The organism is Persicobacter psychrovividus, assembly GCF_036492425.1.
Taxonomy (GTDB): Bacteria; Bacteroidota; Bacteroidia; order Cytophagales; family Cyclobacteriaceae; genus Persicobacter; species Persicobacter psychrovividus.
In genome coordinates, this window is record NZ_AP025296.1 from 192,169 (window position 1) to 206,216 (window position 14,048).

The 14,048-nt window shown below is 42.7% G+C and carries 12 protein-coding genes; 4 read left to right on the forward strand and 8 right to left on the reverse strand.

The features are described 5' to 3' along the window. Positions 1 to 68: 68 nt before the first annotated feature. Positions 69 to 992: a DUF58 domain-containing protein gene (locus AABK40_RS20905; RefSeq protein WP_338399110.1), complete on the reverse strand. Its 924-nt coding sequence runs from the start codon at positions 990 to 992 to the stop codon at positions 69 to 71. A gap of 7 nt (positions 993 to 999) precedes the next feature. Next, the gene (locus tag AABK40_RS20910) at positions 1,000 to 2,064 is read right to left on the reverse strand and encodes an AAA family ATPase (protein WP_338399111.1); all 1,065 of its coding nucleotides are present in this window, start codon (positions 2,062 to 2,064) and stop codon (positions 1,000 to 1,002) included. A gap of 116 nt (positions 2,065 to 2,180) precedes the next feature. On the opposite strand from AABK40_RS20910, the gene AABK40_RS20915 reads away from it, so the two are divergent. The 3 genes from AABK40_RS20915 to AABK40_RS20925 all read left to right on the forward strand — a co-directional run bounded on the left by AABK40_RS20915 (position 2,181) and on the right by AABK40_RS20925 (position 6,272). Beyond that, positions 2,181 to 3,158 carry a helix-turn-helix domain-containing protein gene (locus AABK40_RS20915; RefSeq protein WP_338399112.1) on the forward strand — a complete coding sequence of 326 codons (978 nt, stop codon included), beginning with the start codon at positions 2,181 to 2,183 and terminating at the stop codon, positions 3,156 to 3,158. Between the two features lie 132 nt (positions 3,159 to 3,290). Next, complete coding sequence (locus AABK40_RS20920) at positions 3,291 to 4,790, forward strand: arylsulfatase (protein WP_332920892.1); 1,500 nt, start codon at positions 3,291 to 3,293, stop codon at positions 4,788 to 4,790. A 273-nt stretch (positions 4,791 to 5,063) separates the two neighbouring features. Continuing rightward, positions 5,064 to 6,272, forward strand: coding sequence for a BamA/TamA family outer membrane protein (locus tag AABK40_RS20925; protein WP_338399113.1), 1,209 nt, complete (start codon positions 5,064 to 5,066; stop codon positions 6,270 to 6,272). Positions 6,273 to 6,736: 464 nt separating this feature from the next. Here AABK40_RS20925 and AABK40_RS20930 read toward each other — a convergent pair whose 3' ends face one another. The 6 genes from AABK40_RS20930 to AABK40_RS20955 form a co-directional block, all read right to left on the reverse strand. Continuing rightward, complete coding sequence (locus AABK40_RS20930; protein WP_338399114.1) at positions 6,737 to 7,627, reverse strand: alpha/beta hydrolase; 891 nt, start codon at positions 7,625 to 7,627, stop codon at positions 6,737 to 6,739. A gap of 47 nt (positions 7,628 to 7,674) precedes the next feature. After that, a complete protein-coding gene (locus AABK40_RS20935) occupies positions 7,675 to 8,553 on the reverse strand; it encodes a DUF4380 domain-containing protein (RefSeq protein ID WP_338399115.1) in 879 nt (292 codons plus the stop codon). 55 nt (positions 8,554 to 8,608) lie between these two features. Beyond that, positions 8,609 to 9,697, reverse strand: coding sequence for a hypothetical protein (locus AABK40_RS20940; RefSeq protein ID WP_338399116.1), 1,089 nt, complete (start codon positions 9,695 to 9,697; stop codon positions 8,609 to 8,611). An 89-nt stretch (positions 9,698 to 9,786) separates the two neighbouring features. Then, a complete protein-coding gene (locus AABK40_RS20945; protein ID WP_338399117.1) occupies positions 9,787 to 10,734 on the reverse strand; it encodes an NHL repeat-containing protein in 948 nt (315 codons plus the stop codon). A gap of 2 nt (positions 10,735 to 10,736) precedes the next feature. After that, a complete protein-coding gene (locus tag AABK40_RS20950) occupies positions 10,737 to 11,549 on the reverse strand; it encodes an SDR family oxidoreductase (RefSeq protein WP_338399118.1) in 813 nt (270 codons plus the stop codon). Positions 11,550 to 12,291: 742 nt separating this feature from the next. Then, complete coding sequence (locus AABK40_RS20955) at positions 12,292 to 13,173, reverse strand: AraC family transcriptional regulator (protein WP_338399119.1); 882 nt, start codon at positions 13,171 to 13,173, stop codon at positions 12,292 to 12,294. Between the two features lie 118 nt (positions 13,174 to 13,291). Between AABK40_RS20955 and AABK40_RS20960 the strand changes: the two genes are divergently transcribed. Next, positions 13,292 to 14,047, forward strand: coding sequence for a phytanoyl-CoA dioxygenase family protein (locus AABK40_RS20960; RefSeq protein ID WP_338399120.1), 756 nt, complete (start codon positions 13,292 to 13,294; stop codon positions 14,045 to 14,047). Position 14,048 lies beyond the last annotated feature (1 nt).

Below are 14,048 nucleotides of genomic sequence, written 5' to 3' on the forward strand. Positions count from 1 at the left end.
ATACTTTTAGATTTTATAATAGAAGAATCAAGTCGTCAGTAGGTGCTGAAGTCAATAATTGAAGAGGGTTACGTTCCGAAATACTGCTTCAGCTGTTGTGCAGCAGAAGTCAGGCTGTTGAATTTAAGCACCGGAATTGCTTGCTTTTGCAATTCATCCACAAACTGTTTGCAGCGTCTTTCGGTATCTTGAGCATAGCGGGCGGCAAGGTTTTTTCTGCCAGTGTCGAAGGGAATTTGCAACCCTTTATTTGAGAGTACCCATCGCTCCTGTGGTATTTTGAATTCCAGGGGGTCATTGACTTTACACACCACCAGATCATTGTGGCGGGATAGTGCCATTAGGGTAGTTTTTACCTCCGGCATATAATGAATAATATCACTGATGAAAATGATCAGGTGATTCACGGGTTTCAGCCGCTTGATTTTGGCCATGGTATGCGCCAAAATATATTCATTGCGCTGTTCATTTTTTTGTTGCAACAGCGCCTGATTTGCCTCGGAAATTTGCTGTAATACCTGCATCAAATTTTTTGTTCCCCCCTTCGGGCGAATTAAAGCTGAGCTTTCGTCCCCAACGATGATCGCCCCGATCTGGTCTTTTGCTTTTACCACATGGTGGGCAACAATAGCAGCGAGTTGTGCAGCAACCACGGATTTCATATATGCTGTTGAACCAAAAAACATGGAGTGCCCTTGATTGAGGATCAGTAATACTGGTCGCTCCCGTTCTTCTGAAAACTGTTTCAAATGAGGCTGTTGTGTTCGGGCAGTAACTTTCCAGTCAATATGCCGGACATCATCGCCACGAACATATTGGCGAACCTGTTTAAAGTCCAGTCCTCGGCCATGAATCAGGGAGGCGTGCCGACCAAAAAGCGGGCTTTTCTGGGGTTGCCTGCTGCTTAAATTGATTTTGTGCGCGTGTTCTGAAAGAGCCTGTAAATCCGAAATATTGACGGCCACAGTTGAGGGGATAGGTTTTTGCATCATCGATTATTTAAGCGGGCACACCAACGAGTTCAATAATTTTATCGATGACCTGATGGGCGCTGATCCCTGCAGCTTCTGTGCGGTAGGCCAAAATCATCCGGTGGCGCAGCACATCATGAACCACCGCCCGTACATCATCGGGAGAAACAAAGTCGCGGCCGTTCAGCCATGCATATACCCGCGAGCAACATTCAAGGGCAATGGTCCCCCTCGGCGATGCGCCAACCTCAATCCATTCCGCCAAAGCTTCATCGTACTGCTCTGGATATCGCGTTGCAAAAATCAGGTCTATAATATATTGTTTGATCGCCTCACTGACCGCCACATCAAGGGCTTCCTCACGCGCCTGAAATATCATTTTTTCCGTAACCGCCGCCTCTTTGGGTATTGGGGCCGATGTTCCCTCATCACGCATCAGATCAAGGATGGCTTTCTCCGCTGCTTTATCTGGGTAGCCCACTTCAACTTTCATCAGGAAACGGTCCATTTGTGCTTCAGGTAAAGGGTAAGTGCCCTCCTGCTCAATGGGGTTTTGCGTGGCCATTACCATGAATAATTTTTTCATTGGGTAACATTTTCCGCCGGCAGTCACTTGCCGTTCTTCCATGGCCTCGAGCAATGCCGACTGAACTTTTGCAGGCGCACGGTTAATTTCATCTGCTAAAATTAGGTTGCTGAAAATGGGACCACTTTCAAACACGAATTTGGTATTGGCCTCGGGCTGGTAAACCGTTGTGCCGGTAATGTCTGAGGGCAATAAATCGGGGGTAAATTGAATTCTGCTGAAACCGCATTTGACTTGGGCTGCAAGGCTTTTGATCGCGCGGGTTTTAGCGAGGCCGGGCAAACCTTCGAGTAACAGATTACCATCTGCCAGTAATACAATCAGCAGGCGTTCGACCAAATGTGCTTGTCCGAAAATCTGCTGATTTAAATTCTTCTGAAGTTCTTTAATATGATTTATCATGGGAATGATTTTTCTAAATTTGTATAAACCCGAAATTAATTTGGGGCTTAATGATTTAGTGAAGGTATTGTTTTTACCTGTTTTTAATTTGCGGAAATGCGACATAAATTAGCTGTGAAGTGACATAAAGAATAGTTACTTTGTACAGGCATTGTATTCCCTGCGGAATTGGCAAATCCGTATATGGATAAAAAGTAAATTTTTTGTACAAATAGGCGTTGATGTTACATTTAAAAATTACCAAGACTGAAAATTTACTACAGGAGCTTGCCGATCAGGTAGGCGGAGAAATTTTAGAAGGCACCTTTAAAATACCATCGCAATTAGGCACCGGGAGTATACAGTTGAGCTCCTTGGTCGAAGGGGTTATTCTACATTATGGGGACTTCTGTATAAATGATGACTTGATGATCAGTAGAAAAATTGAGGAAGATATTAATAAAAAGTTTTTCTCAATTATATATAGCTTTGAATCTCATGATATCACTGAATCTATTGAAAATAAAAGTCAGGAAGGGATACAAAACCATATATTATTTCTCAACAGGTATTTCAGTTACAGTACTTTTGCCCCTGCTTATCGTAGAAACCGGCACGTGCAATTTTTTATCAGCATAGAAAAAATGCAAAAAATAGTGCAATATTACGATCTGCCATTAGCGTTAAATGAGTTGCTAAATAGCACAGCACCATGGTGTTATAAGTATCCGTTTTCCATGGAAGTTCAAAAGGTACTCTTCCAAATGAATAACTATAAAATCAATAATCAGTTTACCAAAGGTTATGTGATCAATAAATGTGAGGAACTGATTATGCTGATGCTTGAAAATCTATACCTTGATCAAATGGCGAAAGATCAGCACAGTCATTTTATTCATCAGGATGATTTAAAACTGATCATTGAAGCGGAGCAACGATTAATGGATATGGCATTTGAGGATATTTCAATAAAAAATTTGGCGGAGGATTTATCTGTAGGAATACGAAAACTGCAAAGATTATTCAAGGCATACCATGGTGTCGATATGACGACTTATCGAAAACATATCCGGATGGAACAGTCGAGACAAATGATTGCTCAACAATCGTTATCTATTACAGAGATATGTTATAAGATGGGGTATTCTTCGGTGAGTCATTTTTCAAAAATTTTCAAGGATCATTTTGGGGTCTCTCCCTCAAGCCTGATCAAGAAGTAATGGCCGTTATTCACTTGACGCAACCGCAATAGTATTGGACGCTTGAGTGCAATAAATCTCCTTATAAACTGCATAGATTTGTATCATATTAATTATTAATCTGATACTATAATTATTCTAATGCAGATCCTTATGCGGAATTTTTTATTATTAATCCTTGTTGCTGTACTGGGGCTTTCAACAGCTTTTGCACAAAAGAAGAGCAAAAAAAATGATCGACCAAATATTCTGGTGATATGGGGGGATGATGTCGGTTGGCTAAATTTAAGTGCTTATCACAATGGGCTGATGGGCGCGCAAACGCCTAACATTGACCGAATTGGGAATGAGGGGATTCGTTTCACAGATACCTATGGAGAGCAAAGCTGTACCGCTGGCCGCTCGGCTTTTATCACGGGGCAGCATCCTATGCGAACTGGCTTGTCGAAAGTGGGAATGCCTGGAGCCCCTCAGGGAATTTCAGAACTGGACCCCACCATTGCCGAAGCCCTGAAAGAACAAGGTTACCGCACAGGACAGTTTGGTAAAAACCATCTTGGGGACCGCGATGAATACCTTCCAACGAACCACGGATTCGATGAGTTTTTCGGAAACTTATACCACCTCAATGCGGAGGAAGAGCCTGAATCACCGACCTATCCGAAAGGAGAGGACTTCAGAAAGAAATTTGGCCCTCGTGGGGTGTTGCATGCTACTGCCGACGGTGCCATTAAGGACACTGGCCCATTGACGAAAAAGCGGATGGAAACCGTGGATGAAGAATTTATTGAGGCTTCAAAAGCATTTATGAAAGCTTCGGTAGAGGAGGAAGAGCCTTTCTTTGTGTGGTTGAATGCCTCGCGTATGCACGTTTGGACCCACCTGAAAGAAGAATCGAAGCGTACGGGACTGACCTATCAGGATGGCTTGGTGGAGCATGATGGCATGATTGGCGGGGTGCTTGATTATCTCGAAGAACTGGGTATTGATGAGCATACGATCGTCGTATACTCTACCGATAATGGTGCCATGAAAAGCACTTTTCCCGATGGAGGGGCAACCCCTTTCCGTGGAGAAAAAGCAACAACCTGGGAAGGGGGCATGCGTATTCCGCTATTGGTACGCTGGCCCGCACAGATAAAAGCAGGGCAGGTTTCCAATGAAATTATAGCACATAACGACTGGTTTCCTACCCTATTGGCGGCGGCAGGAAATAGCCAAATTACGGAGCAACTGAAAGCGGGAACGCAGCTGAACGGTAAAGATTTCAAAGTGCATTTGGATGGCTTTAATTTCCTTCCTTACATGACTGGACAAACAACCGAAGGCCCACGAAATGTGTTCGTATTTTCGAATGATAATGGGGAACTGACGGCCATCCGTGTAGGAGATTGGAAAACGCATTTTCAGATTCAGGAAGGCATTGGCTTTGAGGTTTGGCGTAAGCCGTGGATCAAGCTCAATGCACCATTGATCTACAATTTGCGAGCTGATCCTTTTGAAACGGCTGATGTTGATGCCGCCGGAAGATACACCGATTTTTATAACGAAAGCATTCCAAATGCTTATCAGGCCATGGATGAGGTGATGAAATTTATGGGAACTTTTAAAGCATTTCCACGAAGGATGAAGCCTGGAACCTTCACCTTTTAAAATCAATGACCTGTATTGCTGTTGAGAATAGTATAGGCTCACATAATTTCCACGATGTGAGGTTTATGCTATTCTTTTATAATACTGAATTTTCGTTTGCCTTTGTTAGCATGTGTTATTTATTTTCCTTTTACAGCAATCGATAATCGGATGCAATAAACTGCTGACTACCCGATTGGATAAACTTAACCTCATATGATGAACAATTTTTATCACAGGTCATAAAGGTGATTATTACGGTCGCCAATATGCCAAAAATTTATTTACAATCTTATGAATAAGATTTCAATATATACTATCCTATTACTTTTATGTAGTTTCAGTGTAAACGCATTTGATCATCAGGAGGAAAAAGAAGAAATTGAAGCGCATACTTCGGGGCCGAAAGTTGGTAAATTGTACCTTTCGCCTATCCCTGTTATTGCCTCCAATCCTGCATTTGGTTTTGTTTATGGGGTGGCTGCTTCTGGAGGTATGTTTATGGGCGATCCCAATAGCACGCGTATTTCATCGGCTTTACTGACCGTTACCAACACAACGAATAATCAGCTGATGTTTACTTTCAAGCCGATTGTATATACGGCCAACGATACCTGGAATTTGATGGGCGATTACCGTTTGTTATTCTCTTCTCAGAATACTTATGGTTTGGGGTCTGACAAGGTGGTGACACCAACGGGAAATTTGCTTGGCGAACAGCCGATGGAGTTTGACATGATCCGCCTTTATCAGACGGCATTAAGAAAAGTCAAGACCAACCTGTATGTGGGGGTGGGTTACCATTTGGATATCCTTTCCAATATCAATGATGAATTATTGGATTTGGATAATGAAATTTACACCGATCACTATCGATATAGTATAGACAAAGGGTTTGATCCCGAAGAATATAACCTGTCTGGTTTTTCTACCAATATCATTTATGACAGCCGCGATAATGTCGCCAATCCATATCATGGTCGATACGCTTATGCCTCTTTCAAGTATAACCCAACCTGGCTGGGAAGTACCAAGAATTCTTCCTCGCTGTGGCTTGAGTACCGCGATTATTTCAGTGTGTCAAAAAACAGAGAACGGGATCTTATCGCCATCTGGTCTTATGCCAATTTTGTTACCAGTGGCGATGTTCCCTATATGCTGCTTCCTGCCCTTGGCTGGGATCAGATGGGGCGTTCAGGACGGGCATTTCCACAGGGAAGGTTCCGAGGAGAGAACATTTTCTATTTTGAAGGGGAATACCGCTTTGGGCTTCCATTGCTGAACAGTAAGCCGGATCTTTTTGGAGGGGTGCTCTTTGCCAATGCGACTACGGTATCTTCAGAGATGGATCAAGTGAAATTGTTCGATGCAATTCAGGTGGCTGCAGGGGCAGGATTAAGGATTATGCTCAATAAAAAGACGCGAACCAATATTTCATTGGATTACGGAATGTCCTTGAATGGAGAGAGTGCCTTTTATATTGGCTTGACAGAATATTTTTAATAGGGAGATGTTTGTGGCTCATTGAGCCTATTTAGTGATTGTGATGCGGCTCCTAAATTTTGCATGGTTTTTATGGTATCGTCGAGAGTTTGCTTGATGAATTGTTAGGGCGCCTTATGTACTATTGAGGACGATTTCAGTGAAAAACAAAACCTAAGAAAAAATTTAAGATGATAATGAAGGGTTGCGGCAACAGGTGCTCTTTAATTTTACCTTTAAAGAACCCTTTCTTAATTATCGCAAATTGGGTAAAGGCTTGACCACTTATGAGGATCAGTCCAACGAGTCGTTTGGACCAAGATTGAAGCATTAAAGAGGGCTCGCGATATTGCGAAGCCCTTTTTTAAGGTTCATTTTTCTGTCTAAAATATAAAAAGTAAATGTGGCTGAGGGTAGGCATTCCCTGGCCAAAATAACGTTTATCTGATGCATCACTTCAGGCTGTTGAACATTTGTTGTATCGCTTATTTTGACAACCGACGAATAAAATCAACGGACAATTTCGCCCACTGATCAACTCCTTGGTATTGTTTGCCTAAGCCAAAACCATGTCCGCCAATGGGGAACAAATGAAGCTCGGTCATAACTTCTTCGGTTCGACAAGCATTGAAATACAGCTCGCTATTCTGATAATCCACCACATCATCATCCATTGAATGAATTAAAAAAGTCGGTGGGGTATTGGCGTTAACATATCGCTCGGGGCTGAATTTTTCCCTCAATTTCTGATCCTGTTCCTCTGTACCCAATAGTGCTTTGCGCGTTCCCTCATTGGTGAAATCTTCGGTGAAGGTGATCACCGGATAAATCAACAGGCTGAAATCGGGTCGGCAGGAATAATGTTCCGTTTGGTCTTTATCATCCGGTTTTCCTTGATCATAATTCACTGAAGCCATCGCCGCCAAATGTCCACCGGCAGAGAAGCCAATGATCCCTATTTTTTCCGAATGAATATGCCATTCTTCCGCATGCTGACGCGTCAGGCGAATGGCCCGCTGAGCATCCATCAGGGACGATTCATGGCGCACCTTGGCCGGATGGCTGGTCGGTAGCCGGTATTTGAGAATTATTGCGGCAATGCCCTGTGTGTTATAATATTCCGCAATGTCTGTTCCCTCCAAATCATAGGCCAATATCCAATACCCACCACCGGGGCAGATCACCACCGCTTCGCCCGTAGCTTTTTCCTTCGGGGGTAAATACACGCTGATACTTGGCGTTTGAATATTAGATATTTTCATGATGCCGTCAGAGTGATTGACGATTTCTTTCCCCTCCATCGCTATTGAATTTGGGGGGAGACCATCATAAAGGGGTATGGTTATTTCTTCCTTGTTTTGCGCAAATACAATCATAGGCAGTATAATTAAAATGAATAAAAACTTCAATGAAACCTTCATCCTTATAAATTATTTACCTTGATGTTTTTTTCTACAAATGCTTTAATCGATGCTGCATCCTGAGGCATATTGGAAGGGTACTTATACATATACCAATCTACCGTCCAGGTAGAGGTTTGTTCAGGAGCAACTGTTTGGTAAGCTCCGTGCTCTTCGAGTTCGATAAAATCTAAGTCAGGGTTGACAAATAGCTCAACTTCGCCTTGCGTTGGTGCCAATCGATCAATCTCCGTATTTTCAAAACTCTTGACCAATAATATCCCATCATTGAGGTATGCAGCCCAGCCATCCTGACCATCCGCCAAAAGCTTTGTTTTGTCAGTATGCGGAATAGTACCACAGCCTTTTTTGATCGGAATGTCAAAACAATCAACCGAAGGATTGATGAGTTTTTCTGTGTTTTTATCCTTTTTGAAATACAATAAACCCGGGAAAGTGGCAAATTCAGCATCGCCAAAAGCACTTCCGGCAGGGAAAATAACACGTCCCCCTTTTGCCAAGCGGGTGATTTCCCAATGCCCGAAGGTTTTGTTCTCTTTACCGATATTCTCAGCTTCATAAGTAAAACGGACCTTATGGTCATTGATGATCTCGATGCCTTTGGTGAGCCTCAAGTCACTTGTTTTAAGGGGACTGCTCGTCATTTTGGCTGAAGTAGCAGACTGTTTGTAGTGGTAGGCACCCTCATCGATTGATTTTGGCGGTGGCCAGTGCCAGTCACGTTGCGGACTTGGCCACCAGGTGGAACCGTAATATTCTTCCTGTTCTTTATCAGAAACCAAAAGCGGAATATTATCAAAATATAATTGGTTTAACCTCGCACCAACGTTTGCTTTCACTTCTATACGGATTTTTCCGTGTTCAATTACTTTATCTTCCACTTTTTTATGATTTGAAAAGGCCAGGAAACTTAATAAAATATATAAATTAATCATTTTAAATCACTTCAATGGTTACATTATCAACAGCCACCAGATTGTCTGCCATCTTAGGCAATGTTTTTAGTTCAATGAAAAGGTGTTCAGTTCCCGCAGGAACGAAATATTCCGAGTAACATCTTTTCGATTTTCCAACAGGGGCAGACAAGCCCATCGGCATCCAGTTTGGGCTTGGATCACCGTAAATTACTTTACCATTCTTATTGTCCCCTTCATGCACATCCAATAAAAAGCCATGCCACGAGAAGCCGTTGCCATTAAGCGTAAGGAAGCTGACCTCTGCCGATACACGAATGCGTTTTCCTGCCAGCGAAGTAGCATCAATCGCCTGTCCGACAGACGCTGTTGCTCCTTCTGTTACCTGCGGAGACAAAACAATCGCTCGGGTTTTATTGCCTTCGATGTCAAGTTTACGCAGTGAGGAAGCATCGAAAACTGCACCTTCGGTTGTAGATTGCCAATGGGAAATACCCGATTCAAAATCGTTGTTTTTGATCAAGTTCGTCACCATCGATGGGTTGGGCTTTGTAAAAGATGCCTCCAATTTGTTGGAAGGCGCAGGGCTCAGTTCCAAATTATCAATCCATGCATCGGCACCACTTCCGTTATAACAGCTGACCAGCAACTCTCCGGATTTTGGACCAGGGTAAGGGTGGCTGACTTTAAAGGTTACACGGTAAGGGTGCCATTGTCCGTCACCTACTAAAGAAACAGCATGATCCTCAGTATGCTTTTTATGCTCTTCATCCTGAAAAACAGGCTTAATCAGTACGTCCACCGGCTTGATGGATTTTGCCATAAAGCTGACTGTCCATTCGCCCTTATCGGTGGTCAGGATTTCAAGGTGCTGATATTTTCCGGGCAGTAGGTGCCATGCCTTGTTTCCGTTTTGAGTAAAATTATCGGTATCATCCAGTACCACATTCAGCGCACGGCTGAAATTCCCGCCATAAACCGCCTGCTCAAAGTTGCCGGGCCAATATAGATTTGAGTCATTCGAGCTTTGTTGTTCTACGGTGTTGCAAGCACAAAAAAAACTTGACCCCAATATTATAGCGGTTCCTAAAAAAGTCTTTTTAATTTTCATGATTTAAAAAATAGTGTCAGAAATAGCGTAAGCATCTGACTAAAGCATACTTTAGTGCTTCAGTCAGATGGTATTGATAAGGTTGCAGTCTATTCGCTTATCCGGTGCAGCTTGTAAGGGAAGGTTTTTCCCGACAGCCATTGCGGAACATAGATATTCCCATCATCATCAACAGCCACATCGTGCGGATTCAGAAAGGTCTTATAATCACTTTCGATATAAAAATTTTCTTTATCTAAACGGCTTTTTTCCATGTTCATGCCCGGTGCACTGATGACTTGATTTTCTTTGTCCAAAACAACCAACCCACCGTCGTAAACAAACCAATCCTTCGTTACGATGACCGCAAAATATAGCAGATCTCCCTTGATGACCGGACGACAAATCCAACAGTCAGGTAAATGGATTTTTTGCTTGATTTCACCAAACATATTACAAACGAAAAATGACTGTTCACCCCTTGAGGTGACGATCAGTCGAGGTTCTTCAAAGCGATCATCCACCGCTATGCCGTGGGGAGAGTCAAAAACACCCTTGCCACCAAAGACTTGAAGGATTTGACCTTCAGCATTATACTGCGTCACATAGCCTTCGCCATAGCCGTCGGCAACGTAGAGGTCGCCGTTGGGCGCAACGGCGGTTTCGGTAGGCTTCCATTGTTCCAGGTTTTGGTAGGTTCCCCAACCGATCGGCGCTTCAAACTCTTGCACAATATTTCCTGAAAGATCAGCCTTGATGACCCGGTGGCCCTGTTCGGCATCAGTAACATAAATGAACTCTTGCCCATTTTCTTCGGAAATCGTCAGCCCGTGGGCGGTTTTCATTCCAAAAGTAAAAGAGCGAGCAATCTGTCCGTCGGGCTCAAAGATGACGATGTTATTTTTGGGCTCGGTATTGACCAGGATAATCTGTCCTTTTCGGTTAAAAACCATCTCGTGACAATGATGGACATTCAGGCTCGGGTGGTGTTTGTCCGCCCAGTCTTTTTCCACATAATAGGAAAAAGCTCCAGAAGTAATCACGTTCGACTGCTTCATGATTATACGCCGGAGAAGGACGAGAAACCTCCGTCAATCGGAATGATGGTTCCTGTGATGAAAGAGGATGCTTCGGCACAAAGGAAATGAATGGCTCCGCACAATTCTTCAGGCTTTCCAAAACGGTTCATCGGTGTTTTTTGCATTACCAATTCCGATCGCTCGGTCAGGCTGCCGTCTTCATTGATCAAAATTGCCCGATTTTGGTGGGTAACAAAAAATCCCGGTGCTACGGCATTCACGCGGATCTGATCTCCAAATTTGGAGGCCAACTCCTGGGCCATCCATTTGGTGAAATTATCAACGGCTGCTTTGGCAGCACTGTAGCCCATCACGCGGCTGATTGATTGCACCGTGGCCATGGAGGAGAAATTGATGATGGAACCTTTGCCATTCTTGGCCATCGCTTCGCCAAATACCAGGGTAGGGTAAACCGTGCCCAAAAAGTTCAGGTCATTGACCATTTTGAAATCCTGACGATCCATTTTGAAGATGTTCGAGTCAGGGGAAATGTTGGCGCCTTTTCTGTTGCCACCCGCAGCATTGATCAAAATATCTATCTGCCCCACCTGTTCCAAAATGGCATCTTTTGTTTTCATCAAGTCTGCCTCTTCCAAAACATTACAAACAAAGCCCTGTACTTCACCGAAAGCTTCGAGCTTGCCGATCGCTTCGGTAAGCAGGATTTCGTTATAATCCAGGATAAAAACTTTTACCCCTTCTTTCAGTAAATAGCCGGCAATTTCCAAGCCCAAAACGCCCGCACCGCCAGAGATAACAGCGGTCTTGTTGTCAATATTAAACAGTTGATTCATGAGATTTTCTTTTTTGATCAATGTTCAAATCCACAGATTAAAAAAGGGTTATAATTCCGCCTTTTTGTAGGACAAATCTACATTTTTGATTTTAGGCCATCTTACTGTCAATTGTAAAATAGGTCCTTTATTTTGTCTGAAGTGTGATATGGGTCTTGATTAGCCTATTCACACCTTCCGTTTCACTATCGTAGAGGCGTTTCAAAACTCGAAATTTTCATTTTATCGCAAGAGATTATTTTGTGAGCTGTATGGAGGTACCTATGTGTGTATCCAAACCCCACAAAATTTATGATGATTCGAGCAGACGCGCAGGTCAGCCAGTAATATCATTAATTTAAGGATTTTGAGGGACACAGGTCTAAATTTGAAATGCTCGTAGAGGCGTTATTCTTAACGAATCACGTAACAATTTGAATAAATCTAAGAGGAAGCCTATAAAATCACCATAGAATTAGACGTTAAAAATAACGTCTCTACAGGATAATGCGCTTAATTTAATGACATTGGGTCAGCCCATACAGTGACCCAATAAAATTTCGTGGAACAAGATCAATTTATGGTTATACAACAACCTCATACCGATAGATGCAAAAAAATTAAACCACTTAGTTATGAACCATGATTGGTTCACAGATGACATGGATTTACACAGATTATTTTGAGAAGACCTATTAAATATATTGAGCAAAATAAAAATCATGATAATCAAGAAAATCATGGTCTCTAAGCCTGCGCACTGTTATGTATTGCTTAAAGCCGCTGGGGCATAATTTTTTTGAAAAGCCTGACGGAACTCCAGTGGGCTTAGGCCTTTTATCTTCTTAAAAACCCGATTGAAATAGCTCAAATTCTGAAATCCTACTTCATAGCAAATACTGCTGATGGATTGTTGGCCGTATTGCAGCATTTCGCAGGCCACTGCAATGCGTGATTCATTAATAAAAGAAGAGAAAGTGAAGCCTGTATTTTTTTTAAAGAAGTGTGCAAAAGCGGAGGCCGACATACAAAGGTGGTCGGCGACATCATTGAGGCAGATGTCGTTTTTGAAGTTTTCGTGAATGTATCGGTAGGCGGATTTTATGCGTTGTTCGTTACGTTCATTGCCACCAACGAAGGAAGCGGTGGACAACTGCCGATAGTGATCTGCATCGGCCAGGGTGTGGAGCATTTGCAGGAAAGCAAGGTAGCCCTCCATGGTATCAGTTGATTTCATTTTTTGCAATAGAACCAAGATTTGATCAACAATAATTTTATCAAAAGCGATACCTTTTTGACTATCCTCTAATAGTTTTTTGATTTTTTGGCCTGCCGGCTGTTCCAGTATTTGGGTAAGGCCTTGTTCTGTAAAATGAACAACAGTCAGTAATATTTTTTCATGTTTACTATTGATATATACCTCATCATTTTGCCACTGATGTGGGAGGTTTGGGCCAATTAAAGCGAGGTCATTTTCATGAAAAGGATCAATAGAATTGCCTATAAGGCGGGTTCCGTAGCTGTTCTGTGTGAAGGTAAGTTCGTAGGCATCATGCTGATGCAGGGGGTAATCGACATATGGAATCTCAAAATAACGGATCATATAGGCCTGATGTTCTGCGAAAGGTACCTTGTCAAAAATCATAATATACGCAAAAGTAAAAAATTCAATATAGTATCATAAATATAGCGATTCTGTGGGAGACCTGAAGGGCTTTTATGCTCAATTTTGAATCATCAAACAAAATAAACCAATAGACCTCATGGAACAATTACTGACCAACCTATCAACAGTAGAAGTAAAGAATTATCAGGACAACGGTTATGTATTGCATAATCGCCCATTATTTTCTGCGGAGGAGTTTGACCGCTTACACGGAATTATGGAAGAGCATTTGGCTGATCGTGGCAACAAACGCCCCGATGAGTTGGATACCCCACATTTTCACGACCCGCGCCTGTTGGAATTTCTATTGTCTGATACCGTCCTTGATAAAGTGGAACAATTGATCGGCCCAAATATTGGCTTGTGGTCAAGTCATTTTATCTGTAAAGAACCAAAAACGGGACGCCGTACGCCGTGGCACGAAGATTCTGCTTATTGGGAAGGCCGATTCGATAATTTTGATGGTATCGTAACGGTATGGCTCGCACTCGATCGTTCCTTTCAGGGCAATGGTTGTATGGGCGTAATTCCCGGGACACACGCGAATGGCTTTTCAGAATATGAAAAAGTGGATAATACAACGAATGTGTTTGAAGAAGAAATTCCGCTATCAGAGCAGGAACTTGAAAAGGTCGTTTGGTTCGAATTAGGACAAAACGAATGCTCGTTCCACGACAGTCGAATTATACATGGTGCCAATCCAAATACCTCGGAGTACAGACGTTGCGGTTACACCATGCGCTATTTTAGCTTGGATTTAGCTTATAATCATGATCACCCAAAAGCGGAGGGTCATAAAATGTGGCATTGTAGAGGCGAAAACAAAGGAAACAATCCACTGATATACAAATAAT

Excerpts from the sequence above, each read along its gene's own strand:
- AABK40_RS20905 (WP_338399110.1), bottom strand. The coding sequence starts at position 992 with ATGATGCAAAAACCTATCCCCTCAACTGTGGCCGTCAATATTTCGGAT.
- AABK40_RS20910 (WP_338399111.1), bottom strand. The coding sequence starts at position 2,064 with ATGTCGCATTTCCGCAAATTAAAAACAGGTAAAAACAATACCTTCACT.
- AABK40_RS20915 (WP_338399112.1), top strand. The coding sequence starts at position 2,181 with ATGTTACATTTAAAAATTACCAAGACTGAAAATTTACTACAGGAGCTT.
- AABK40_RS20920 (WP_332920892.1), top strand. The coding sequence starts at position 3,291 with ATGCGGAATTTTTTATTATTAATCCTTGTTGCTGTACTGGGGCTTTCA.
- AABK40_RS20925 (WP_338399113.1), top strand. The coding sequence starts at position 5,064 with ATGAATAAGATTTCAATATATACTATCCTATTACTTTTATGTAGTTTC.
- AABK40_RS20930 (WP_338399114.1), bottom strand. The coding sequence starts at position 7,627 with ATGATTGTATTTGCGCAAAACAAGGAAGAAATAACCATACCCCTTTAT.
- AABK40_RS20940 (WP_338399116.1), bottom strand. The coding sequence starts at position 9,697 with ATGAAAATTAAAAAGACTTTTTTAGGAACCGCTATAATATTGGGGTCA.
- AABK40_RS20945 (WP_338399117.1), bottom strand. The coding sequence starts at position 10,734 with ATGAAGCAGTCGAACGTGATTACTTCTGGAGCTTTTTCCTATTATGTG.
- AABK40_RS20950 (WP_338399118.1), bottom strand. The coding sequence starts at position 11,549 with ATGAATCAACTGTTTAATATTGACAACAAGACCGCTGTTATCTCTGGC.
- AABK40_RS20955 (WP_338399119.1), bottom strand. The coding sequence starts at position 13,173 with ATGATTTTTGACAAGGTACCTTTCGCAGAACATCAGGCCTATATGATC.
- AABK40_RS20960 (WP_338399120.1), top strand. The coding sequence starts at position 13,292 with ATGGAACAATTACTGACCAACCTATCAACAGTAGAAGTAAAGAATTAT.